Genomic DNA, 22,547 nt, shown 5'->3' on the forward strand with positions numbered 1-22,547 from the left:
CGACAGCTAGGGTGCCGCGATCAGCCCGTCCAGGGGCACCTGGGGGCTGGAGAGCGCGTCCACGTCGACCCGGGCCCGTGACCTGATGAGCTTCTGGATCTGCTCCGTGACGTCCCACACATTCACGTTCATCCCGGCGAGGACCCGTCCCTCCTTGAGCCAGAAGGCGATGAACTCGCGTTTCCCGGCGTCCCCGCGGATCACCACCTGGTCGTACGAGCCGGGCGGCGCCCACCCCGAGTACTCCATGCCCATGTCGTACTGGTCGGAGAAGAAGTAGGGCACCCGGTCGTAGGTGACGTCCTTGCCGAGCATGGACCGGGCGGCGGCCGGGCCGCCGTTCAGCGCGTTGGCCCAGTGCTCGACCCGCAGCCGGGTGTCGAACAGGGGGTGCGGGAAGGAGACGACGTCACCGGCGGCGTAGATGGACGGGTCGGAGGTGCGCAGCCGCTCGTCGACCACCACGCCCGAGCCGTGCGCGCGGTCGGCGATCTCCAGTCCGGCGGCCTCGGCCAGGCCGACGCGGGGCGCCGCGCCGATCGCCGCGAGGACGTCGTGCGCCGGGTGCTCCTCGCCCGTGTCCGTCCGGGCGGCGAGGACCATGCCGTCCTGGCCGACGATCTCGGTGAGCTTCACGCCGAAGGCGAAGCGCACCCCGTGCTCGCGGTGCAGCTCGGCGAAGAGGTTGCCGAGCTCGGGGCCGAGGACGCCGTGCAGGGGCGTGGGCTCCGGCTCGACGACGGTGACCTCGGCGCCGTACTCGCGGGCCGCCGCCGCGACCTCCAGGCCGATCCAGCCGGCGCCCGCGACGACCAGGTGGCCGTTGTCCCGGCCGAGGGCGGCGAGGACGCCCTTGAGGCGTTCGGCGTGGGCGAGGCGGCGCAGATGGTGGACGCCCGCGAGGTCCGTGCCCGGGATGTCCAGGCGGCGGGGCTCGGCGCCGGTCGCCAGCAGCAGCTTGTCGTAGTGGACGAAGGTGCCGTCGTCCCCGAAGTGCACGGTCTTCGCCGCGCGGTCGATCTTGTCGACGGTCTGGCCGAGGTGCAGCTCGATGTCGTTGCGCGCGTACCAGGACGGCTCGTGGACGAAGACGCTGTCGCGCTCCTCCTTGCCCAGCAGATAGCCCTTGGACAGCGGCGGACGCTCGTACGGGTGGTCGCGTTCGTCGCAGATCAGTATCACGCGGCCGGTGAAACCCTCCGCTCGGAGCGTCTCGGCCGCCTTCGCGCCGGCGAGACCGCCTCCGACGATGACGAATGTCTGATCCGCGTCGACCACTTGATGCCTCCTCTTGAGGGTGCGTCCACATGCGAGCGTCCCGCACGGAGCGTGATGCGGGAAGAGGTAGTGACCCGATCAGGCCACGGAGGGTCACATGGATGCCCCATACGCCCCGTGGGTCACACGCCGCCGGTCGCGTTCGTCAGTCTCGCGTGCAGCGAGCGGGCCGACGCGTCGGTGAGGCAGGCGATCTGATCGATGATCACCCGCTTGCGGGCACGGTCGTCCGGCGCCGTGTCGAACAGCGCGCGGAACTGCGGGTCGAGCCCGTCCGGGGCGCGGGAGGTGAGGGCCTCGGCCAACTCCGCGACGACGACGCGCTGATCCGCGCGGAGCCGCTCCTGCTCGGCGCGCTGCATCACGTACCGGTCGGCGACGGCTTTGAGGACCGCGCACTCCAGGCGCGCGCCGCGCGGGACGACCAGTTCGGCGGCGTACCGGGTGAGGCGCCCCCCGCCGTACGTCTGCCGGGTCGCCCCCTCGGCGGCGAGGCAGAAGCGACCGATGAGCTGGCTGGTGGCGTCCTTCAGCCGGGCCTGCGCGACGGCCGTGCCGTCGTAGCCGTGCGGCCACCACTCCTGGTCGAGGAGCCGGTCGAGGGCCTCGGCCAGTTCGGCGGGGTCGGTGTCGGCGGGCACGTACCGGCCGCGCGCCACCTGGAACACCGCCTGCCGCTCGGGCTCCGCGTGCAGGCAGCCGGGGTCGATGTGCCCGGCGTGCAGGCCGTCCTCGATGTCGTGCACCGAGTACGCCACGTCGTCGGACCAGTCCATGACCTGCGCCTCGAACGTCGTACGGCCGTCAGGGGCGCCCTTTCTGACCCAGTCGAAGACGGGGCGGTCGTCCTCGTAGACACCGAACTTGGGGGACGCCGGGTCGGTGGGGTGGGCGCCCCGGGGCCAGGGGTACTTGGTGGCGGCGTCCAGGGTGGCGCGGGTCAGGTTCAGGCCGACGCTGACGGGGTCGCCGGACTCGGCGGACCGTACGAACCGCTTGGGTTCGAGCCGGGCCAGGAGGCGCAGGGACTGGGCGTTGCCCTCGAAGCCGCCGCAGTCCTCGGCGAATTCGTTCAGGGCCTGTTCGCCGTTGTGGCCGAACGGGGGGTGGCCGAGGTCGTGGGAGAGGCAGGCCGCCTCGACGAGGTCCGGGTCGCAGCCGAGGGCCGCGCCCAGCTCCCGGCCGACCTGGGCACACTCCAGGGAGTGGGTGAGGCGGGTGCGGGGGCTGGCGTCCCAGGCGGGGGTGCGGGTGCCGGGCGTGACCACCTGGGTCTTGCCGGCGAGTCTGCGCAGCGCCGCGGAGTGCAGGACGCGGGCGCGATCGCGCTGGAAGGCGGTGCGGCCGGGGCGTTTGTCGTGTTCCGGGGCGTAGCGCTCCGCGGAGGGCGGGTCGTAGCCGGCCGGGGCGTCGTGGCTCGTGGGGGTGTCGTGGTCGGGGGGTGCGGTGCCTTCCATGATTCGACAGTACGGGGAGGGTGTGACAAACGGGTGCCTACTCGTCTGCCGGGGCGGATTGTCGGGCGGGTGCGGGTGCGTCGTGGCTTGTCGCGCGGTTCGCCGCGCCCCTGACTGTCCGTCGGCCCGCCGTGCGGACGCCCTATGCCGTTGCCAGCTGTCGTTCCGCCACCGTCCGCGGGCTCGTCAGCGCCTCGTCGTAGCGGTGCAGGACCAGGCTCGCCATCGCCGGGTGGGTGCCCAGGGGGGCCGAGGCGATCCAGGGGGCCGCCTGCGCGCACTCAGTGGCGAAGCGGCCGGGAGCCGTGAAGCAGGAGGCGACCGCCACCCGGGTGCGGCCCCGGGCCGCGAGGGCGGCGACGGCGTCGGGGACCGTGGGCGCGGCGGTCGTGGCGTAGGCGGGGACGACGGGCACGCCGAGTCGTTCGGCGAGGAGGTGGGCGGTGCGGCCGGTGTCGACCCTCGACTCGGGGTCGCGGGAGCCGGCCGCGGCGAGGACGACGGCGCTGGTACGGCGGGTCTCGGCGTCCATGCGGGTGCGCCAGCCGGCTTCGACGAGGCGGGCGTGCAGGGCCTCCACGAGGAGCGGGTGCGGGCCGAGCGGAGCGGCGACACGCGCGCGTACCGCGCTGTCGGCGGCCATCTCGGGGATGTCCCGCTTGACGTGGTAGCCGCGGCTGAGGAGGAGCGGGACGAGGACGGCCTCCCGGTCGCCGAGAGCGGCGAGGGTGTCGGGGAGCAGGGGCTCGTTCAGCTCGATGTGGCCCAGGTGCACCGACAGGCCGGGGCGCTGCTCGCGCACGCGGTCCATGAGGGTGCGCACGGTGGCGAGGGCGCGGGGGTCGCGGCTGCCGTGCGCCACCAGGACGAGAGCGGGGGCGGGCGGGGCGGGGCACCGGGTCCCGTTGAGCGAGACGAGGCTGAGCTGACTGGCCAACTGGTCACCGATCCGGTTCATGAGGTGCGCCGTACTGGCGAGGTACGCGTTCGACTGGCTCGTCGTGTTGCTCGTCGTCGCCGTCATGTGTCGATGGTGTCGGGAGGAGGTTGCCTCCCCGTTGCACCGTGGTGACGGGTCTTTTCCAGGGGTTCACGGCGCGCCCTGCCGGGGTGTGAACCTCCTTGACCTGCGATTTCAACACCATCGAGTGAACTTGTCACGCTGCGCGGTGAACCGGATCACCGTCGATGACGTCTTCGTCGGTCGGAAGGACGGGCCGGGTCGGGTCCGTCGGACACGAGCACGACACCTGGGTGTGTGCCACGGACGGGGGCTTGCGGTGGGACGTGTGAGGCGGGTGCTCCGGCTGCCGCGAACCCGTGCGGGGCGGCGGCGGGCGGTGCAGGTGGCGATGGGGCTGTGCGTGCTGGCGCTGCTGCCCTCGACCTGGATGTTCACCGCCGCCGACGGCCGGCTGCGGACCACGGACGACGTCCCGCGCACACAGGTCGCGATGGTCTTCGGGGCGGGGCTGTGGCAGGGCGAGCCGTCGCCGTACCTGGCGCGGCGACTGGACGCGGCGGCCGAGCTGTACCGCTCGGGTCGCATAGAGGTCGTGCTCGTCACCGGCGACAACAGCCGCAAGGAGTACGACGAGCCGGACGCGATGCGGGCCTACCTCACCGACCACGGGGTGCCCGACCGGCACATCGTCAGCGACTACGCCGGGTTCGACACATGGGACTCCTGCGTCCGCGCCAAGAAGATCTTCGGTGTCGACCGCGCGGTCCTCATCAGTCAGGGCTTCCACATCCGCCGGGCGGTCGCGCTGTGTCAGGAGGCGGGTGTCACGTCGTACGGCGTCGGCGTGCAGGACCGGCACGACGAGACCTGGTACTACGGCGCCACCCGCGAACTGTTCGCCGCGGGCAAGGCGTCCCTCGACGCCCTGTTCGAGCCGGACCCGCGCTTCCTCGGACCGGAGGAGCCGGGGGTCGCGCGGGCGCTCGCGTCGGCGCGCGGACGCTGAGTCTAGGGCCTGTCGTCTGGATCACGCCTGGGCCGCGGGGCTGGCACGCACACCGGCAGCGTCAAGGCGCCGTATCCCGAAGCCGGCATGATCCAAACGACAGGCCCTAGTGGATCAGCGCGTTCGCGAGGATGATCGCCAGGCCGATCAGCATGTCCATGGCGCCCGCGCGGCACGCGGACGGCCACCGGTACCCGGCGGTGCGAGCGGCCACGACGCCCCAGCCGAACAGGGCGACGGTGTTGAACAGCAGGGCCACGTTCACCGCGACCGACTCGCCCCACCAGCCGACCGCCGCGCCGAGCAGGAGCGCCACCGTGGGCAGGACGGCGGCCACCAGCGGCCACTCGTGGAGCACCAGCCGCAGTCTGCTCGTGGTGACCGCCCCGTCGACGGACGCGCGCTGCGCGATGACGTGCGCGTAGCCATGGGCGGCGGCCGACGCCAGCGCGGTGAGCACGACCCACAGCGCGTCCGAGCCCGGGTCCGCCTCCTCGCCCGCCGGGTCGAGCGCGGCAGCCAGGGCGCTGGCCAGGACCAGCCCGTAGACGCCGTTGAACAGGGACTGCTCGGGCGGCCGGTGCCGAGAGATCCACCTCGGCGCGGCGCTCCCGGTGCGGACGTGGCCGGAGCGGTCGGGCATCGCATCGCCTCGGTACGGGAAGGGGGAGCTGGATCCGCCCATGCTCGGCCGTGCGCTCCCGGCGGGCGTGGCGCCACGCGGGGTCGGCCCGAGCGGTGCGCCCCAATGGTGGCGTGCGGCTTCGCCGGCGACGTGGTGCGGGACACCGACATGCGTCGGCCGGGGCCCCGTGTCGGGACCCCGGCCGATGTATGGAGGGCCTAGTTGTGGTCGATCGTGCCCCACCAGCCCTGGTCCACGGCGCAGTCCCAGCCCTTGCCGCGCACGGTGAGCTTGACCTCGTAGTCGCGGTTGACGTTGCCCATGCGGGTCTTGACGCGGAAGCCGGAGCTGCCCTTGGCCGCCAGCTTCTTGGTGGAGACGGTGACGGTCTTCGTCGTCCGCTTGGTGATCTTGCTGCCCTTGGTCGGCGTCGCATAACCGAACGTCAGGTTCTTGGGCTTGCTGATCGTGAGGCTGACGGCGGTGAAGCTCTTCGTCTTGCTGGTGTTCTTCAGGCCGAAGTACAGGCCGCCGTTGGTCACCCAGCCGTTGTGGTCGACGTAGAAGCGCTTCGGGGTGGAGATCTTGATCGGGCACCCGCCGGCCTGGGCGTCGGCGCCGGCCGCGGCGGCGGTGCCGGCGAGGCCGAGCTGGGCGGCGGTCAGGGCGCCCGCGGCACCCAGGACGGCGACGGTCGTGCGCATGCGGTTCACGGTGATGATCCTTCTTCCCCCTAAGGCCCTCCCGGGCCGCGTGACAGGACGTGCGCCGCACAGGACTCGTGCCACGACCCCCGTGTCGGTGCGCCCGTAGTTCTAGCACGCGGCACCGAACGCCTGGACGGTGAGCGCCCGGAGGGCCGCACACGGTGACAGAACTGCGACATCGCCCGAACCGTTCACGCACCCTCCGGCCGTCCGCACCTCACTCCCACCCGGAGCCCGCCGGGAGGTCCCCGTGCCGGTCGCGTAACGCCAGGGCGCCCCGGCGCGTAACACGCCCGACGCACGCTGAGTGGTATGCCGAACTCCGCGACGCCCACCCACTGCCCGTACTGCGCCCTGCAGTGCGGGATGAACCTGACGCCCGCTGCGGACGGGACCGACGGTGTCGTTGTGGTCTCGGAGCGCGCGGACTTCCCGGTGAACCGGGGCGCGCTGTGCGGCAAGGGCCGTACGGCGCCGGCGGTGCTCTCGTCCCGGGTGCGGCTGACCAGTCCTCTGGTCAGAAGGGCGGGCGTCCTGGAGCCCGCCTCCTGGGACGAGGCACTCGACCGGATCGCCGAGGAGCTCACCCGCACGCGTACGGAGCATGGCCCGGACGCGTGCGGTGTGTTCGGCGGCGGCGGACTCACCAACGAGAAGGCCTACGCGCTCGGCAAGTTCGCCCGGATCGTGCTCGGCACCTCGCAGATCGACTACAACGGGCGCTTCTGCATGTCCTCGGCCGCCGCCGCGGGCATCAAGGCGTTCGGGCTCGACCGGGGACTGCCGTTCCCGCTGGAGGACATCCCGAGGACCGGATGCGTCGTCCTCGTCGGCTCGAACCTCGCCGAGACCATGCCGCCGGCGCTGCGGTACTTCACGGAGCTGCGGGAGAACGGCGGCACACTCGTCGTCATCGACCCGCGCCGCACCCGCACCGCCGAACAGGCCGACCTGCATCTCGCGCCGCGGCCGGGCACCGATCTCGCGCTCGCCCTCGGGCTGCTGCATCTGATCGTCGCCGAGGGACGCACCGACGAGCAGTACATCCTCGAACGGACCAGCGGCTGGGAGGAGGCGCGGGCCGCGGCCATGGCGCACTGGCCGGAGTACGTGGAGCGGATCACCGGGGTGCCCGTTCCCCAACTCCGCGAGGCGGTACGGCTGTTCTGCGAGCCGGAGCACGCGATGGTGCTCACCGCGCGCGGGCCCGAGCAGCAGTCCAAGGGCACGGACACCGTCGGCGCGTGGATCAACCTGACACTGGCGACGGGACGCGCCGGGCGGCCGCTGTCCGGGTACGGGTGCCTCACCGGGCAGGGCAACGGGCAGGGCGGGCGGGAACACGGCCAGAAGGCCGACCAGTTGCCCGGCTACCGCAAGCTGGTCGCCCCCGAGGCGCGCCGGCACGTCGCCGAGGTGTGGGGCGTCGACCCCGACAGCCTGCCCGGCCCCGGGCGCAGCGCGTACGAGCTGCTGGACGCGCTCGGCACCGACATCCGGGCGCTGCTGCTGATGGGGTCCAACCCGGTGGTGTCCGCGCCGCGGGCCGCGCACATCGAGGAACGGATCAAGTCGCTGGAGTTCCTGGCGGTGTGCGATGTCGTGCTGTCGGAGACGGCGGCGCTCGCGGACGTCGTGCTGCCCGTGACGCAGTGGGCCGAGGAGACCGGTACGACGACCAATCTGGAGGGCCGGGTACTGCTGCGGCGGCGGGCGATCACACCGCCCGACGGTGTCCGCAGCGACCTGGAGGTCATGCACGAGCTGGCGGACCGGCTGGGCGTCGAGAAGGGGTTCCCGACCGACGCCGAGGAGGTCTTCGAGGAACTGCGGCGGGCCAGCGCGGGCGGGGTGGCCGACTACTCGGGGATCACGTACCGCAGGCTCGCCGAGGAGAACGGGGTGTTCTGGCCGTGCCCGGCGCCGGGGGGCGAGGCGGAGGGCGTGCCTGGTGGGGGTGTGCATCCTGGGACGCCGCGGCTCTTTCTCGAGCGGTTCGCCACGGAGGACGGGCGGGCTCGGTTCGTGCCCGTCTCGCATCGGGCGGCGGCGGAGGAGCCGGACGAGGAGTATCCGGTGCTGCTCACCACCGGGCGGGTCGTGGCCCAGTACCAGTCCGGGGCGCAGACGCGGCGCGTGGACGAGCTGAACGCGGCGGCGCCGGGGCCGTTCGTGGAGCTGCATCCGCGGCTGGCCGAACGTTTGGGCGCGGCGGAGGGTGACCCCGTGGCCGTGGTGTCGCGGCGGGGGCGGGCGGTGGCGCCGGCGCGGATCACCACGGCGATCCGGCCCGACACCGTGTTCATGCCGTTCCACTGGCCGGGGGAAGGGCGTGCCAACACGTTGACGAATCCGGCGCTCGACCCCACGTCCCGGATGCCGGAGTTCAAGGCGTGCGCGGTGCGGGTGGAGGCCGTGGGGAAGTAGGGGGCGGGCGAGTCCGTCGATCGGCCGGCCCACCGTCGGGGTGGCCGCTTGAGCATGCGGGCGTTGTTTCTCGTAGACCTCAAGTGGTGCTCACGGCGCGTGGCAGGGGCTGCCGTGTCCACCGGGAGCACCGTCGAGCCGGGGGGATCGGATGCCGCAGTCGGAGAGTGAGTGGGCCAACGCGTTCCCGTGGAGCCTGTCCTATCGGTGGGGGCATTCCGCGCTCGCCGTCGACTTCGATCTGAGCGGCGACACGGCGCGGTTGGTGCGCGTACGGCGTCCCGGTGATCCGGAGGAGGACCAGGCCGACGTCCTGCTGCCGTTGGTCGATGTCGTGCTGACCGGTGAGGGGAGCGGTGGGTCGCGGCCCCCGTTCACGGGTTCCGCGCTCGGTGGGCGGCTGCGCTACCGGGCGCATCGTTCGACGCTCGAAGCGGAGGGCGGTCCCGGTGACGTGCGCTGGCATCGGCTCGTCGTCGAGCTGCGGGACCCGGAGAGCGGAGTGGCCGCCTTCGGGGAGTACGCCTCTCCTGACGGGGTCTCCGTGCTGCGGTCCCGGGTGCGGCTGCGCAACGAGGGGGACGCGCCGGTCACCGTGCGGTCGGTGGGGAGTCTGCTGCTGGGCGGGCTGCCCTCCCCCGACGAGCTGACGGTGCTCCAGGGGCGCGACGAGTGGCTCGGGGAGTGCCGTTGGTCCGTGGACGGGCCTCTCACGATGGGGGCCCTGCAGTGCCGTACGGACGCGCGGACGTGGCTGTGGCAGATCGAGTCGGCGTCGCGTGCGGTGTGGGAGGCGGGCGAGGCCGCGGGGCGGACGTACCTGGCGCTCGGCGGGCCCGCCCCCGACGAACACCGGTGGAGTGAGGTGCTGGAACCGGGCGCGGAGTTCGCGAGCGGGTGGGTCGCGCTGGCGCTCGGTACGGGCTTCGACGGGGCGCTGGCCGAGCTGACGGCGTACCGCCGTGCGGTACGCCGACCTCGGCTGGGGGTGGGGCCGGGCGCGTCATAGCTCGGGGGTGCGGGTTCGTCGGCGACTGCGGCTGAGTGGGGGTTTCTCGCGCCCACGCGGCGGAGCCGCGTATGTCGCAGTCCCGCGCCCCTGAAAAGCGACGGGGGCCGCGCCCCCTGCTTTTCAGGATGAAGGGCGGGCCGCGGGCCCGTTCCCTTCAGGGGCGCGGGGAACTGCGCGAGAAACCACACACCACCCGCACCCGCCCACGGACGCGCGCCCCCGAGCTACTGGGCGCCCACACGCCCCTCCCCCGACCAGTCCCCACTCCCGATCCGCCTCCCCCGCGCCCGCAGCCGCGCAGCGACCGTCGGCGCGGCGACGTACACCCAGGCCTGCACCGGCGTGCCGTCGGCGAGGACGGCGGCGCGGCTGACCCGTTCGTACAGGTTGGTGGGGGCGCCCGGGCTGTACTCCTCCAGGTGGTCCAGGGACCGCAGCAGCGCCTCGTACGCCTCGGGGCGGGCCGTGATCAGGTCACCCTTCACCACAGCCGCTTCGCCGGGGGCCTCGACGGCGTACGGGTAGCCGGGGCCGTCGTAGAGCGCCAGGCCCCGCATCGTCGCCGGTTGCTCGGAACTCGTGCGGCCCCGCAGGAAGAGGTCGTGGTTGTGCTCGCCGGGGCGCAGCGTGCCGTAGACGAAGAAGGGGAGCACCGTTCTCCTCTCCAAGGTTGGATGCGGGCGGGGCGTCAGTCGGCCAGGGGCGGGAGGGCGTCGGTGTAGCCGTTCGTCGGGCGGGGGACCTTCTCGATCGTGCGGACGTCGAGGGCGACGTCGGCGGAGCTCGTGCCGAGGGTGCCGCCGGCGTGCCAGGTGCCGGTGACCGTGACCCAGGTGTCCGCGGGCGGGGCCGGGGTGCCGTGGGCGCGGACCTTCACGAACTGGGTGTCCGCCGCGCAGCAGCTGAAGATCGAACGGGTCAGGTACCAGCCGTCGCCACTCCCGTCGGGCGTCGCGAAACCGGTCATCCGGACCACTCGCCCCTCGATGGCCTTCGCCCGGTCCTGCTGCACACGGCTGGTGAAGTCCGTGAGGGTCATCGGCAGCGGTGACGTCGCGGGGAGGGGATCGAACTCGTCCTGGTCCTTCACCACCACGGCCTTCGGCGCCTCACGGGACGCGCTGTACGCGCCGATGGCCGGCGGCGCGTAGAAGAGCAGGCTCAGGGCGGGGAGCAGGAGGAGCCACGCTATGCGGGGCGGGGTGGAGTGGTCGTGACCGTGGTGCTGGTCGGGGGTGGCTTGAGCGGCGTTCGGCGTGGGGGCGGTCGGTTTGCGGAGCGACCACGCTTCCGCCGCGCCCAGCAGGAGCAGCACGGCTCCCGAGGCGATGAGCAGGGGGCGCATGCCCTCCTTCACGTACCTGAGGTAGAGGTCCGTGAACACCGTCGCGTGGAGCAGGCCGAGACCGCTGACGAGGAGCAGGAGGGCCTGGAGGGGTCGTTTCACAGCAGGACGCCTCCGATCAGGGCGCTGGCGAGGATCGCCACGACGACGGTCGCGGCGGAGAAGCGGAGCGCGAAGGCCCGGCCGAACGTGCCCGTCTGCAGGGCGATCAGCTTCAGGTCGACCATCGGTCCGACCACCATGAACGTCAGCCGCGCGAGGGGCGAGAAGCCGGAGAGGGAGGCGGCGACGAAGGCGTCGGCCTCGGAGCAGACCGACAGGAGGATGGCGAGCCCGGCGAGGAACAGCACCGAGAGCCACGGCGAGTCGGCGAAGGTGTCGAGCACGGAACGGGGGACCACGACGTTGAAGGTGGCCGCCGCCATCGCGCCGACGACCAGGAAGCCGCCCGCGTGCAGGAAGTCGTGCTGGAAGCCGAGCCGGAACTCCGTCCAGCGGCTGCCCCCCACGTGGTGACCCGTGTGGCGTGCGACCGGCTTCAGCCACTCGGCGCGGCCCAGCCACAGCCAGAGCCAGCCCATCGCGGCGGCGGTGAGGAGCGAGGCGAGCAGCCGGGCCAGCACCATCTCGGGGCTGCCGGGGAAGGCGACGGCGGTGGCGACCAGGACGATCGGGTTGACGGCGGGGGCCGACAGCAGGAAGGCGAACGCGGCTGCCGGGTCGACCCCCCGGCGTATGAGGCTGTTCGCGACCGGCACGGACGCGCACTCGCAGCCGGGCAGGACGACTCCGGCGGCGCCCGCCACCGGGACCGCCAGGGCGGGGTTGCGGGGCAGCAGCCGGTTGAACACCTTCGCCGGTACGAACGCGTTGATGGCCCCCGACAGGGCCGTACCGAGGAGCAGGAACGGCAGCGCCTGCACGGCGATGGACAGACACACCGTCCGCCACGCCTGGACGGCCGGTTCCTCCAGCCCCCGCCCGACGAGGAACAGCACGGCACCGGGGACGACGGCCGCGCCGAGCAGCAGGAGGAGCCAGTGGCGGGGCCAGGAGTGCTCGGCCGCGTCCTCGGGCGTGTTCGCGTCGATCGCGTTCGAGTCGGTCGCCTTCGAGTCGGTCGCCTTCGCTTGGGCCGCTCTCACCGCCGCCGTCCCCTCGGCCGGTTCGTCTGTCTTCTGCATGCCAGCTCCGAGTGTCGGATGAACGGCTCGAACATAGCGGGCGGGTCGGGTGACGGGGGTGGTGGGTGGCCCCCGCCGGCCCTCCCCGTGAGTGATGTGCGGTTGCTCGCGCAGTTCCCCGCGCCCCTCATCTTTTTTGTTATCGCCCGTCCCGTACCACGTCTCCCCTGGGCAGACACCGCCCCCACGAGAGCCCTAGGAACGACGCAGTGACACATCGGATCAGCCGACGCAGCATGCTCAAGGCCGCGGGAGCGGCGACCGGCGCGATCGGTATCGGTATCGGCACAGGCGTGGGCGCCTCCCCCGCGACGGCGGCGGGCACGTCCTTCGCGCATCCCGGGATGCTCCACACCAGGGCCGATCTCGAGCGCATGGCCGCCAAGGTGAAGGCGGGCGCCGCCCCCTACACGGCGGGTTTCGCCAAGCTCACCCTCACCACCGGCCGCCACTCGCAGGCCGCATGGCGGCCCAACCCGCAGGTGACCCCGATCCGGGGAGGGGGTGGCGTCCAGAACTACGGGGCCCTCTACCGCGACATCCACGCCGCCTACCAGAGGGCGCTGCGCTGGAAGATCACCGGCGACACCGCATACGCCGACACCGCGCGGGACATCTGCAACGCCTGGTCGGGGACGCTGAAGGGCATCGGCGGAGGCTCCGAAGTCGTGCTCCTGGCGGGCATCTACGGGTACCAGTTCGCCAACGTCGGCGAGCTCTTGCGCGGCTACCCCGGCTTCGACCTGGCCCGTTTCCAGGACATGCTGGTCAAGCACTTCTATCCGATGAACCGCCACATGATGTACCGCGAGACCAATTGCATCGGCCACTACTGGGCGAACTGGGACCTGTGTACCATGGCCTCGATCATGGCCATCGGGATCCTCTGCGACGACCGGGCCAAGTTCGACGAGACGGTGGACTACTTCCACAACGGCGAAGGCAACGGCTCGCTGGCCAAGGCGATCCCCTACGTCTACGACGACGTGGACCTGGCCCAGTGGCAGGAGAGCGGGCGCGACCAGGCCCACAGCCTGATGGGCATCGGCCTGATGGGCACCATCTGCGAGATGGCCTGGAACCAGGGCGTCGACCTCTACGGCGCGGACGACTCCAGGTTCCGCAAGGCGTGCGAGTACGTCGCCCGGTACAACCTGGGCCATGACGTGCCGTACACCACGTACACCTGGAGAAACGGCGCGCACTGCGTGGAAACGGCGCAGACCGTCATCTCCGAACACGGCCGTGGCCAGGTGCGCCCGGTCTGGGCGCGGGTCTACAACCACTACGCCAACAGGCGCCGTATGGCCATGCCGAACACGCGCGAGATGCTGGCCCGCAGCGGGCCCGAGGGAGGCGGCGGCCACTACGGTCCGAACAGCGGCGGATTCGACGAACTCGGCTTCGGCACACTGGCGTACACCCGGGACAAGGCCACCGCGGCCGAGGCGGCGGCCTCACCGTCCCCGTCGAAGTCCACGGCCGCCAGATCCGGAACATCCGGTTCATCGAAGTCCTCGGCCGGGCAGTCCTCCGGGGACGTCAGCACCCGGGGCGGAAAGAGCGACAAGGACCTGGCCGCCACCGGTACCTCGGACCTCGCTCTGTGGACGGCCGCGACCGGCGTCACCGCGGTCGCCGGCGGTCTCCTGCTGCTCCGCCGCCGCGGTCAGGCCCGCCGCGACGCGGAGTGACACCCGCGGTGACATGACACGCGACCGCGCCCCGCATCGGCCCGCGGGGCCGTTCAGGGGCGCGGGGCCGTTCAGGGGCGCGGGGAACTGCGCGAACAGCCCCCACTCAGCCGTACCCGACCACGCACCCCGCGCCGCCCCTCACCCGTACGGGCGCCTCTCCTTCGCCTCCCTCAGGGCCCTCCCCCACCACGCCAGCTGGTCCAGCATCACCTTCGCCGCGGCGTCGGGGCCGGTCGGGTCCTTCAGACGGCCGGTGTCGTCGAAGGAGCCGTGCGCGTTGTGGAAGGAGACGGTGTCCCGGACCGTCGTGGCGTGCAGCTCGGCGAAGACCTGGCGGAGGTGCTCCGTCGCGCGGAGGCCGCCGGAGACCCCGCCGTACGAGACGAGGGCGACCGGCTTGGCCCGCCACTCGTGGAAGTGCCAGTCGATGAGGTTCTTCAGGGCCGCCGGGTAGGAGTGGTTGTACTCGGGCGTCAGCACCACGAACGCCTCGGCGGCCGCCAGCTTCGGCGTGACCCCCGCCAGCTGCGCCGTCACCTCGGGAGTCGGCGCGAACGTCGTCGGAAGGTCGATCTCGGCGACGTCCACGACCTCCACCTCGAAGTCGTCGTGTTCCTGCACCCGGTCCACGAGCCACTGGGCCACGACCGGCCCGAACCGGCCCGTGCGGTTGCTCCCGACGACCACCGTCACCCGTACCGGGGCGGAGGAGGCGGAGGCGGAGGAAGGGGTCGCGGTGCGGGCAGCGGCTTGCTCACCTGTCGAGGTCGTCATGGCGACCACCCTCTTACCTCAACTCAACTTGAGGTCAAGTCGCAGCCGCAGCCGCTATCCGTCCTCCTCAACCTCCTCCCCCTCACTCTCGGTCCCTCCCCCGCGTCACCCATTCGCACGTCCCCCGCCCCCTCCACTCCGCCCCCTCCCCCACCGCACCGATGACCTGCCCAAACACCGTCCACCCCCACCCGTGTCCGCCCTCCCCCGGCCCCCGTCACCCCCCTTTCTGACGAGCCCTCAACGAGCGCCGCGCTCCATGTGCCCCTTACCTCGAAAGAGCAAGGTGGACTCACGGGAGGAGCAGGCTCGATGCGATGTATCGCCCGCCCGCTGACCGGCACCGCGCTCGCCCTCCTCACCGCGGCCCTCACCGCGGCTCTCCTCCTCCCCTCCGCCCCGGCGTACGGCGGGGAGGATCGCGGGCGGCTGGAGCTGACCCCCGCCGATGCCGTCCCCGGTGACGAGGTGACCGCCCGCACGGCGGCCTGCGGTGCGGGCGGTAGGGGTGCGGGCGACGCCAGCGCGGTCGGGGCCGGCTCCTTCCCTCTCGCGCCCGGCGCCGGGCGGCCCTGGCCCAGCGGGCGGTTCGAGGTGCCGCCGAGCGCCCAGCTGGGGACGTACGAGATCGTCGCGACCTGCGTGAAGGGCGGGCGGCGGGTCGCCGGGGACCTCGTGGTCTCGTTGACCGGCGGCCACAGCGCGCCACCGGCGCATCCGAGGGGGATCGTGAAGGCGGGGGTCGGCGGCGCACTCGGCACCGACCCCGTGCAGACCGCGGCCGGCGTGACGGCTCTCGTCGTCGCCGCCGCGGGCGGTACCTGGCTCCTGCATCGCCGGGCGAGAGGCGACAGGATCTGACGGACGCCCTCCGCAGCCCGTCCGTCGGTACCGCCGTCCCCCTCCCCTCCGGGCCTTACGCCCCTTCGGCCCGGAGGGGAGGAACAAGACGAACGAGATGACGACCGGCCGCCAAGCCCCGAGGAGACCCCGTGCGATGCCTGGAGGAGACCCCGTGCGGCGGTTCGTCGACGTCTTCCTGACCGGTGTCACCGTGGTCGCCCTCTGCTGCGGTGCGTGGCTGGTGCGCAGCGGTACCGCCTCCCACGCGCCCCCGCAGCCGTCAGCCGCGCAGGGGCTTGGTCGGGGGCAGAGTCGTTCCGGGCCCGAGGAGCCGGTCGTGGCCGCCCTGGCGCCCTCTGCGCCGGAGAGGATCCGGATTCCCTCGATCCGTGTGGACGCCTCGCTGACCGGGCTCGGCCTCACCCCCGCCGGGGGCCTCGACGTGCCGCCCGCCGAGAAGGAGAACCTCGCCGGCTGGTACGCGGCCGGCACCAGCCCGGGCGAGCGGGGCACCGCGATCGTCGCCGGGCACGTCGACAACGCGGACGGACCCGCCGTCTTCTACGACCTCGGCGCGGTACGGCGGGGCGCCACGATCGAGGTGGACCGGCGGGACGGCGGCACCGCCGTGTTCACGGTGGACGCGGTCGAGGCGTACACCGCGCGGGACTTCCCCGACGAGAAGGTGTACGGGGCGGCCGCGCGACCGGAGTTGCGGGTCATCACCTGCGGCGGCCCGTACTCCCGCTCGACCGGCTACGAGGGGAACGTCGTCGTCTTCGCCCACCTCACCGGCAGCCGTCTCCGCTGAGGGGAGCCCTCATGCCAGCCACTGTTCGTACGCCATCTTCGCCACCAGCGTGAACACCACCGTCAGCAGCACGACCCGGACGAAGCCGCTGCCCTTCTTCAGTGCCGTGTGGGCGCCGACCGTGCCCCCGACGAGGTTGAACACGGCCATCAGCGCGGCCAGCTGCCAGTACACCGTGCCCTTCCAGGCGAACGTGGCGAGGGCGCCGGCGTTGGTGCAGCAGTTGACGATCTTCGCGGTGGCGGAGGCGGTGACGAGGTCGAGGTGGAGGATCGCGGTGAGGGTGAGGACGAGGAACGTGCCGGTGCCGGGGCCGATGAGACCGTCGTAGAAGCCGATGCCGACGCCCGCGAGGCCGATCGCGGCCAGGACGCGGCGGGGCGGGACCGGGCCGGTGGCGGGTGCCGTGCCGAAGGAGGGGCGCAGGATCACGAACGCGCCGACGCCCAGGAGGACGACCATGACGACCGGTTTCAGGATGTCCGTGCTCATCCCGGCGGCGACGAACGCGCCGGCCGTCGAGCCGGCGAGCGCGGCGAGGCCGATGCGGACGGCGATCCGTACGTCGACCGGGGTGCGGCGGGCGTAGGTCACCGCCGCGCCGGTGGTGCCGACGATCGCGACCGCCTTGTTGGTGCCGAGGGCGTACTGGGCGGCCGAGGAGCCGTTCGGCAGACCGAGGAGCAGGGCGGGCAGGAGCAGCAGCCCGCCGCCGCCCACCACGGCGTCGATCCAGCCGGCCGCGAGGGCCGCGAGGCACAGGACGACGACCATGGTCAGCGATATGTCGGGCATGATCGGACCCTACGGGGCGGCATAGGTGTGCCGTCCATCGACCTGAGGGTTTTCTGAGCTTCCCCGTCGGGCCCCTCGCGGCGGGGGCGGTCGCTTTCGCCGTCCTCCCGTATACGCCCGTGTCACGGCCGTCTCTCCTGGTCAGGGGCGGTCCGGGCGTTGTTCTCACACCCCACCCCGGCCCTTGGGAAACCCCTCACACTCCCGTGCCGGCCGTGGGGAGGGCAGCGTTCCTCGCGGGAAACAGAGGTGATGCGGTCGGGTAACACCGGCACCGCACGCTCAAGGACATGACCTCGAATGAGCGTGTGGTGGTGATCGGCTCCGGCCTCGCGGGCGTACGTCTCGCCCGGCGGCTGGGAGAGCTCGGTGTGCCCGCCACCCTGGTGGGCGAGGAGGAGCACACACCGTACAACCGGGTGCTGCTCGCCGACGTCCTGGCGGGGCGGTACGCGCCCGAGGTCATCGCGCTGCCCGCGCCCCCTCGGCTGACCCGGGGCCGGGTCGCCCGCATCGACCGCGAGATGAGAGCCGTACATCTCGCGGACGGTACGGACATCGCCTACGACACCCTCGTCCTCGCGACCGGTTCGAACCCCGTGCTGCCGCCGCTGCGCGGCCTGTGGGACCCCGAGCGGCACGAGTTCCCCGAGGGTGTGCACGCCTTCCGGACCATGGACGACTGCCTGGGACTGTCGAAGGCGGTGCGGCCGGGCGTACGGGCCGTCGTCATCGGCGGCGGGCTCCTCGGTGTCTCCGCGTCGCGGGCCCTCGCCCAGCGCGGCGCCCAGGTCGTCCTCGCCCAGCAGGGCGAGCGGCTGATGGAGCGCCAGCTCGACCCGTCGGCGTCGAAGCTGGTCCGTCGGCATCTCGCCGAACTGGGTGTCGAGGTGCACACCGAGACCCGGGTGCGTGCCGTGCGCAGCGTCGGCGGGAGCGTGCGGTCGGTGTCGCTGGCCGACGGGTACGCGCTCGACGCGGACCTCGTCGTCATCGCCTGCGGAGTCCACCCCCGCGTGGGTCTCGCGCAGGACGCCGGACTCGCGGTGCACAAGGGCGTCATCGTCGACGAGGAGCTGCGCACCTCCGACCCGCGCATCCACGCGATCGGCGACTGCGCCCAGTTCGAGGGCACGGTCTACGGCCTCGCCACCCCGGCGCTCGAACAGGCCGATGTGCTCGCCGAGTTGCTGGCGGGGGACACGGGCTCCCGCTACACCGGCACCCGCGCCCTGACCCGGCTGACGCTCGCCGGGCAGGACTTCCTCGATCTCGCCGCGTTCGGCGAGCCCGACGCCCGGCCCGGTGACGACGTCATCCAGCTCGCGGACGCCACCCGCGGCACCTACCGCAAGGTCGTCGTCCGTGACGACCGCCTGGTCGGCGGGGTGCTCGTCGGCGAACTCGGCACCGTCGGCGCGCTCGCCCGCGCCTGGGAGGGAGCAGAGCCGCTCCCCGACAACGGCCCTCTGCTCCACCTGCTCACCAACGATGGAGGCTCCTGATGACCGCCACTGGGGCGAACCCCACGATCGTGCTCGTCGGCCATGGCATGGTCGGCCAGCGCTTCCTCGAAGCGCTCGCCGAGCGCGGCCTGACCGCCACGCACCGCGTGGTCGTGCTCTGCGAGGAGCCGCGCCCCGCCTATGACCGTGTGGCACTGACCTCGTACTTCTCGGGCAAGACGCCCGAGGAGCTGTCGATGACGGACATGGCGTTCATCGAGAGCCACGGCATCGAGCTGTACGTCGGCGACCCGGCCGAGACCGTGGACCGCGAGACCCGCAAGGTCACCGCGAAGTCCGGGCAGGTCTTCGAATACGACGTCCTCGTCCTCGCCACCGGCTCGTACCCCTTCGTGCCGCCCGTCCCGAACAAGGACGCCGAGGGCTGCTTCGTCTACCGCACCATCGAGGACCTCCTCGCGATCGAGGAGTACGCGGGGAGCCGGGCGCGGGTGGGTGCCGTGGTCGGCGGCGGTCTGCTCGGTCTGGAGGCCGCGGGTGCGCTCAAGGGGCTCGGGATCGAGTCGCACATCGTGGAGTTCGCGCCGCGGCTGATGCCGGTGCAGGTCGACGAGGGCGGTGGCGCGGCGCTGCTGCGGACCATCGAGGAGATGGGCCTGTCCGTGCACACCGGGGTGGGCACCCAGGAGATCGTCGTCGGCGAGGACGGCGCGGTCACCGGGATGAAGCTGTCCGACGGCTCCGAACTCGCCACCGACATGGTGGTGTTCTCCGCCGGTGTCCGCCCCCGCGACCAGCTCGCCCGCGACTGCGGTCTGACGGTCGGCGAGCGCGGCGGCATCACCGTCGACGAGCAGTGCCGTACGGTCTGTGACCCGCATGTCTTCGCGATCGGCGAGTGCGCGCTGGCCGCCGACGGCCGGGTGTACGGCCTGGTGGCCCCCGGGTACGAGCAGGCGGAGACGGCCGCCGCGGCCATCGCCGCCGACGACGCTGAGCAGTTGTCGTTCACGGGTGCCGACCTGTCCACCAAGCTGAAGCTCCTCGGGGTGGACGTGGCGTCCTTCGGTGACGCGCACGGCACCACCGAGGACTGCCTGGACGTCGTCTACTCCGACTCCCGCTCGGGCCTGTACAAGAAGCTGGTCATCGGCCGGGACGGCACGCTCCTCGGCGGCATCCTGGTCGGCGACGCGGAGGCGTACGGCACGCTGAAGGCGTTCACCGGGTCGGTCCCGCCGGTCTCCCCCGAGTCGCTGGTGCTGCCCGCGGGCGCCGGGGAGTCCGCCCAGCTCGGCCCGACCGCGCTGCCGGACGACGCGATCATCTGCTCCTGCAACAACGTCCGCAAGGGCACGATCCGCGAGGCCGTCACCGAGCACAAGTGCACCACCGTGCCCGAGGTGAAGAAGTGCACCAAGGCCGGTACGACCTGCGGCTCCTGCGTCAAGGTCCTCGGCCAGCTGGTCAACGCCGAGCTGGAGGCCGGCGGCGTCGTCGTCGACAAGGGCCTGTGCGCCTGCTTCTCGCAGACCCGCGAGGAGCTGTACGAGATCGTCCTGGCGCTGCGCATCAACACGTACCAGGACCTGCTGGACCGTTACGGCCGCGAGGAGGCCCGGGGCGGCGACGGCTGCGAGATCTGCAAGCCGGCCGTCGGCTCGATCATCGCCTCCCTGGCCCCGACGATCGGCGCCGACGTCTACGTCCTGGACGGCGAGCAGGCGGCCCTCCAGGACACCAACGACCACTTCCTCGCCAACCTCCAGAAGAACGGCTCGTACTCGGTCGTCCCCCGCATCCCCGGCGGTGAGATCACCCCCGAGGGCCTGATCGTCATCGGGGAGATCGCCCGCGACTTCGGCCTCTACACCAAGATCACCGGCGGCCAGCGGATCGACATGTTCGGCGCCCGAGTCGAGCAACTCCCGCTGATCTGGACCCGGTTGGTGGACGCCGGCTTCGAGTCGGGCCACGCGTACGGCAAGTCCCTGCGCACGGTGAAGTCCTGCGTCGGGCAGACCTGGTGCCGCTACGGCGTCCAGGACTCCGTCCGCATGGCGATCGACCTGGAGCTGCGCTACCGGGGTCTGCGCTCCCCGCACAAGCTCAAGTCGGCGGTCTCCGGGTGCGCCCGCGAGTGCGCCGAGGCCCAGTCGAAGGACTTCGGCGTCATCGCCACCACCAACGGCTGGAACCTGTACGTCGGCGGCAACGGCGGCGCCACCCCGCGCCACGCGGACCTCCTGGCGCAGGACCTCTCCGACGCCGAGCTGATCCGGCTGATCGACCGCTTCCTGATGTTCTACATCCGCACGGCGGACCGCCTGGAGCGTACGTCGACCTGGCTGGAGCGGATCCCGGGCGGACTGGACCACGTACGGGACGTGGTGGTGGAGGACTCCCTCGGTATCTGCGAGGAGCTGGAGTCGCTGATGGCCGCGCACGTCGCCCACTACCGCGACGAGTGGGCCGACACCATCAACGACCCCGAGAAGCTCGCCCGTTTCGTGTCCTTCGTGAACGCGCCGGACACCCCGGACCCGGTCGTGGGCTTCGTGCCCGAGCGCGACCAGATCAAGCCCGACCTGCCGCTCCTGTCCATCGGCCTGCGCCCCGCCGAAGACGTCCTGGAAGGAACCGCCCAGCGATGACCCTGGCACCCGAGACGACCGACCTGAAGGTCCAACTGCGGCTCACCGACGGCTGGCTCACGGTCTGCGACCTGAGCGCCCTGCTGCCGGGCCGCGGTGTGGCTGCCCTGCTGCCCGACGGCGAGCAGGTGGCCCTGTTCCGCGACCGCGCGGGCACCCTGTACGCCATCGACAACCGCGACCCGTTCGGCGGCGCGGCGGTCCTCTCCCGCGGCCTCACCGGCTCGCACCAGGGCCGGCCGTTCGTCGCCTCCCCCCTGCTGAAGCAGCGCTTCGACCTGAGGACCGGGCAGTGCCTCGACGACGAGGCCGTACGCATCAGGACGTACGAGGTGCGGGCGTCGTAGCCCCTCCCCCGTCGTGCGTGGGCGCCGGAACGGGCACGGACCGTTCCGGCGCCGCCGCGTTCACCGCCGACGGCTAGGGGGCGCCACGGCGCCGACTCAGGACTTCAGCTGGTCGAAGGTCACCCCGGTCAGCCGCTCCGAGCGCTCCCAGAGGAGTTCGCCGGCCCGGTCGTCGAGGGTCCAGGGGGCGCGCGGCGACCTGGCGGGCGCGCCGCGCCACATCAGGAACCGGGGGCCGATGAAGGAGTCGGGGGCGACGCCGGGCGCGGTGGCCGCGTACAGGGTGGGCAGGGCGCCCGCGTCGGCGGACTGGGCGAAGAACCGGTTGCCGACCCGCATGAACCGCTCGGTCGCCTTGCGGCCCTCCGCCTTGGCCCCGGCGGTCTGGAGGTTCGTCGCCGCGTACCCGGGGTGGGCGGTCGCGGCGACGACGTCGGAACCGGCCGCCGCGAGCCGCCGGGCCAACTCGTGCGTGAACAGCAGATTGGCCGTCTTGGAACGGCCGTACGCCAGCCAGCGCCCGTACTCGCGCGCGGTGTCCAGGTCGTCGAGGTCGATGTTGGCGCGCAGGTGCATCCCGCTGGAGAGGGTCACGACCCGCGCGCCGGAGGTGGCGAGCAGCAGGGGCGCCAGCAGGCCGGTGAGCGCGAAGTGCCCGAGGTGATTGGTGCCGAACTGCGTCTCGAACCCGTCGGCGGTACGGCCCTCGGCCACGGCCATCACGCCCGCGTTGTTGATCAGCAGATCGAGCCGCTCGTACGTCTCCTCGTACGCGGCGGCGAACTCCCGCACGGAGGCGAGGTCCCCGAGGTCCAGCCGCAACAACTCGACGCGGCCATCGGGCACCTCGCCCCTCATCCGCTCCAGAGCGGCAAGACCCCGCTCCTCACTGCGGCAGGCGAGCACGACCCGGGCCCCGCGCCGGGCGAGTTCACGGGCGGCGACGTACCCGATGCCACTGTTGGCACCGGTCACGACGGCGGCACGACCACGCTGGTCCGGAATGTCGCCCACGTTCCACCCCGCCATACCGCCACCCTCCCGGAAGCGACCGTCTTCGACACCGCCAGCGTAGGAGCAGGCGGGACGGTTGTCTGCGGGTGAGACCCCGTGGGGGCCGCGGGGAAGCGGGGCGCAGCCCCGGCTTCTCAGGGG

The 22,547-nt window shown here is 72.4% G+C and carries 20 protein-coding genes; 9 read left to right on the forward strand and 11 right to left on the reverse strand.

Annotated features, from left to right (window positions below):
- Window positions 1-6: 6 nt before the first annotated feature.
- The 3 genes from ACZ4Z3_RS00525 to ACZ4Z3_RS00535 form a co-directional block, all read right to left on the reverse strand.
- The gene (locus ACZ4Z3_RS00525; RefSeq protein ID WP_468498969.1) at window positions 7-1,278 is read right to left on the reverse strand and encodes an NAD(P)/FAD-dependent oxidoreductase; all 1,272 of its coding nucleotides are present in this window, start codon (window positions 1,276-1,278) and stop codon (window positions 7-9) included.
- A gap of 122 nt (window positions 1,279-1,400) precedes the next feature.
- A complete protein-coding gene (locus tag ACZ4Z3_RS00530; protein ID WP_468498970.1) occupies window positions 1,401-2,735 on the reverse strand; it encodes a deoxyguanosinetriphosphate triphosphohydrolase in 1,335 nt (444 codons plus the stop codon).
- Between the two features lie 142 nt (window positions 2,736-2,877).
- Window positions 2,878-3,759 (reverse strand): sirohydrochlorin chelatase, encoded by an 882-nt coding sequence (locus ACZ4Z3_RS00535; RefSeq protein ID WP_468498971.1) that lies wholly within the window; start codon window positions 3,757-3,759, stop codon window positions 2,878-2,880.
- A 274-nt stretch (window positions 3,760-4,033) separates the two neighbouring features.
- Here ACZ4Z3_RS00535 and ACZ4Z3_RS00540 point away from each other — a divergent pair, with 274 nt between their 5' ends.
- Window positions 4,034-4,705: a SanA/YdcF family protein gene (locus tag ACZ4Z3_RS00540; RefSeq protein WP_468499506.1), complete on the forward strand. Its 672-nt coding sequence runs from the start codon at window positions 4,034-4,036 to the stop codon at window positions 4,703-4,705.
- 106 nt (window positions 4,706-4,811) lie between these two features.
- On the opposite strand, the gene ACZ4Z3_RS00545 is transcribed toward ACZ4Z3_RS00540, so the two are convergent.
- The gene (locus ACZ4Z3_RS00545; protein WP_468498972.1) at window positions 4,812-5,348 is read right to left on the reverse strand and encodes a hypothetical protein; all 537 of its coding nucleotides are present in this window, start codon (window positions 5,346-5,348) and stop codon (window positions 4,812-4,814) included.
- A gap of 200 nt (window positions 5,349-5,548) precedes the next feature.
- A complete protein-coding gene (locus tag ACZ4Z3_RS00550; RefSeq protein ID WP_468498973.1) occupies window positions 5,549-6,034 on the reverse strand; it encodes a hypothetical protein in 486 nt (161 codons plus the stop codon).
- A 315-nt stretch (window positions 6,035-6,349) separates the two neighbouring features.
- On the opposite strand from ACZ4Z3_RS00550, the gene ACZ4Z3_RS00555 reads away from it, so the two are divergent.
- Both ACZ4Z3_RS00555 and ACZ4Z3_RS00560 read left to right on the forward strand, forming a co-directional pair.
- Window positions 6,350-8,464: a molybdopterin oxidoreductase family protein gene (locus ACZ4Z3_RS00555; RefSeq protein WP_468498974.1), complete on the forward strand. Its 2,115-nt coding sequence runs from the start codon at window positions 6,350-6,352 to the stop codon at window positions 8,462-8,464.
- 151 nt (window positions 8,465-8,615) lie between these two features.
- On the forward strand, window positions 8,616-9,473 hold the full coding sequence (locus ACZ4Z3_RS00560) for a hypothetical protein (RefSeq protein WP_468498975.1): 858 nt from the start codon (window positions 8,616-8,618) through the stop codon (window positions 9,471-9,473).
- Between the two features lie 227 nt (window positions 9,474-9,700).
- On the opposite strand, the gene ACZ4Z3_RS00565 is transcribed toward ACZ4Z3_RS00560, so the two are convergent.
- Genes ACZ4Z3_RS00565 through ACZ4Z3_RS00575 form a run of 3 tightly spaced genes read right to left on the reverse strand, consistent with a single transcriptional unit; the run spans window position 9,701 to window position 12,005 of the window.
- Window positions 9,701-10,129, reverse strand: a complete 429-nt coding sequence (locus ACZ4Z3_RS00565; protein ID WP_468498976.1) for a gamma-glutamylcyclotransferase family protein — start codon at window positions 10,127-10,129, stop codon at window positions 9,701-9,703.
- Between the two features lie 35 nt (window positions 10,130-10,164).
- A complete protein-coding gene (locus tag ACZ4Z3_RS00570; RefSeq protein ID WP_468498977.1) occupies window positions 10,165-10,923 on the reverse strand; it encodes a TIGR03943 family putative permease subunit in 759 nt (252 codons plus the stop codon).
- Entirely contained in the window at window positions 10,920-12,005 is a 1,086-nt protein-coding gene (locus ACZ4Z3_RS00575) for a permease (protein ID WP_468498978.1), read from the reverse strand. The genes ACZ4Z3_RS00570 and ACZ4Z3_RS00575 overlap by 4 nt, the downstream gene beginning before the upstream one ends.
- 209 nt (window positions 12,006-12,214) lie before the next feature.
- Here ACZ4Z3_RS00575 and ACZ4Z3_RS00580 point away from each other — a divergent pair, with 209 nt between their 5' ends.
- Entirely contained in the window at window positions 12,215-13,699 is a 1,485-nt protein-coding gene (locus ACZ4Z3_RS00580) for an alginate lyase family protein (RefSeq protein ID WP_468498979.1), read from the forward strand.
- A 141-nt stretch (window positions 13,700-13,840) separates the two neighbouring features.
- On the opposite strand, the gene ACZ4Z3_RS00585 is transcribed toward ACZ4Z3_RS00580, so the two are convergent.
- Window positions 13,841-14,476, reverse strand: coding sequence for an NADPH-dependent FMN reductase (locus ACZ4Z3_RS00585; RefSeq protein WP_468498980.1), 636 nt, complete (start codon window positions 14,474-14,476; stop codon window positions 13,841-13,843).
- 312 nt (window positions 14,477-14,788) lie between these two features.
- Between ACZ4Z3_RS00585 and ACZ4Z3_RS00590 the strand changes: the two genes are divergently transcribed.
- Window positions 14,789-15,337 carry a hypothetical protein gene (locus tag ACZ4Z3_RS00590; RefSeq protein WP_468498981.1) on the forward strand — a complete coding sequence of 183 codons (549 nt, stop codon included), beginning with the start codon at window positions 14,789-14,791 and terminating at the stop codon, window positions 15,335-15,337.
- 136 nt (window positions 15,338-15,473) lie between these two features.
- Complete coding sequence (locus tag ACZ4Z3_RS00595) at window positions 15,474-16,130, forward strand: class F sortase (protein WP_468498982.1); 657 nt, start codon at window positions 15,474-15,476, stop codon at window positions 16,128-16,130.
- Between the two features lie 9 nt (window positions 16,131-16,139).
- Here the strand turns inward: ACZ4Z3_RS00595 and ACZ4Z3_RS00600 are convergent, their stop codons facing one another.
- Window positions 16,140-16,925: a sulfite exporter TauE/SafE family protein gene (locus tag ACZ4Z3_RS00600; protein WP_468498983.1), complete on the reverse strand. Its 786-nt coding sequence runs from the start codon at window positions 16,923-16,925 to the stop codon at window positions 16,140-16,142.
- Window positions 16,926-17,215: 290 nt separating this feature from the next.
- Here ACZ4Z3_RS00600 and ACZ4Z3_RS00605 point away from each other — a divergent pair, with 290 nt between their 5' ends.
- The 3 genes from ACZ4Z3_RS00605 to nirD are packed head-to-tail and all read left to right on the forward strand — an operon-like array spanning window position 17,216 to window position 21,392.
- Window positions 17,216-18,430: an NAD(P)/FAD-dependent oxidoreductase gene (locus tag ACZ4Z3_RS00605; protein WP_468498984.1), complete on the forward strand. Its 1,215-nt coding sequence runs from the start codon at window positions 17,216-17,218 to the stop codon at window positions 18,428-18,430.
- The gene (nirB, locus tag ACZ4Z3_RS00610) at window positions 18,430-21,045 is read left to right on the forward strand and encodes a nitrite reductase large subunit NirB (RefSeq protein ID WP_468498985.1); all 2,616 of its coding nucleotides are present in this window, start codon (window positions 18,430-18,432) and stop codon (window positions 21,043-21,045) included. Before ACZ4Z3_RS00605 ends, nirB begins: the two co-directional genes overlap by 1 nt.
- Complete coding sequence (nirD, locus tag ACZ4Z3_RS00615; RefSeq protein ID WP_468498986.1) at window positions 21,042-21,392, forward strand: nitrite reductase small subunit NirD; 351 nt, start codon at window positions 21,042-21,044, stop codon at window positions 21,390-21,392. The genes nirB and nirD overlap by 4 nt, the downstream gene beginning before the upstream one ends.
- A 96-nt stretch (window positions 21,393-21,488) precedes the next feature.
- Here nirD and ACZ4Z3_RS00620 read toward each other — a convergent pair whose 3' ends face one another.
- The gene (locus tag ACZ4Z3_RS00620) at window positions 21,489-22,421 is read right to left on the reverse strand and encodes an oxidoreductase (protein ID WP_468498987.1); all 933 of its coding nucleotides are present in this window, start codon (window positions 22,419-22,421) and stop codon (window positions 21,489-21,491) included.
- Window positions 22,422-22,547: the final 126 nt, after the last annotated feature.

Source organism: Streptomyces sp. NPDC030296 (genome assembly GCF_055572815.1).

Coding starts and splice junctions, on each gene's coding strand:
- ACZ4Z3_RS00595 (WP_468498982.1), top strand. CDS start 15,474: ATGCCTGGAGGAGACCCCGTGCGGCGGTTCGTCGACGTCTTCCTGACC.
- ACZ4Z3_RS00605 (WP_468498984.1), top strand. CDS start 17,216: ATGACCTCGAATGAGCGTGTGGTGGTGATCGGCTCCGGCCTCGCGGGC.
- ACZ4Z3_RS00530 (WP_468498970.1), bottom strand. CDS start 2,735: ATGGAAGGCACCGCACCCCCCGACCACGACACCCCCACGAGCCACGAC.
- ACZ4Z3_RS00535 (WP_468498971.1), bottom strand. CDS start 3,759: ATGACGGCGACGACGAGCAACACGACGAGCCAGTCGAACGCGTACCTC.
- ACZ4Z3_RS00600 (WP_468498983.1), bottom strand. CDS start 16,925: ATGCCCGACATATCGCTGACCATGGTCGTCGTCCTGTGCCTCGCGGCC.
- ACZ4Z3_RS00585 (WP_468498980.1), bottom strand. CDS start 14,476: ATGACGACCTCGACAGGTGAGCAAGCCGCTGCCCGCACCGCGACCCCT.
- ACZ4Z3_RS00620 (WP_468498987.1), bottom strand. CDS start 22,421: ATGGCGGGGTGGAACGTGGGCGACATTCCGGACCAGCGTGGTCGTGCC.
- nirD (WP_468498986.1), top strand. CDS start 21,042: ATGACCCTGGCACCCGAGACGACCGACCTGAAGGTCCAACTGCGGCTC.
- ACZ4Z3_RS00560 (WP_468498975.1), top strand. CDS start 8,616: ATGCCGCAGTCGGAGAGTGAGTGGGCCAACGCGTTCCCGTGGAGCCTG.
- ACZ4Z3_RS00575 (WP_468498978.1), bottom strand. CDS start 12,005: ATGCAGAAGACAGACGAACCGGCCGAGGGGACGGCGGCGGTGAGAGCG.
- ACZ4Z3_RS00545 (WP_468498972.1), bottom strand. CDS start 5,348: ATGCCCGACCGCTCCGGCCACGTCCGCACCGGGAGCGCCGCGCCGAGG.
- ACZ4Z3_RS00555 (WP_468498974.1), top strand. CDS start 6,350: ATGCCGAACTCCGCGACGCCCACCCACTGCCCGTACTGCGCCCTGCAG.
- ACZ4Z3_RS00550 (WP_468498973.1), bottom strand. CDS start 6,034: ATGCGCACGACCGTCGCCGTCCTGGGTGCCGCGGGCGCCCTGACCGCC.
- nirB (WP_468498985.1), top strand. CDS start 18,430: ATGACCGCCACTGGGGCGAACCCCACGATCGTGCTCGTCGGCCATGGC.
- ACZ4Z3_RS00590 (WP_468498981.1), top strand. CDS start 14,789: ATGCGATGTATCGCCCGCCCGCTGACCGGCACCGCGCTCGCCCTCCTC.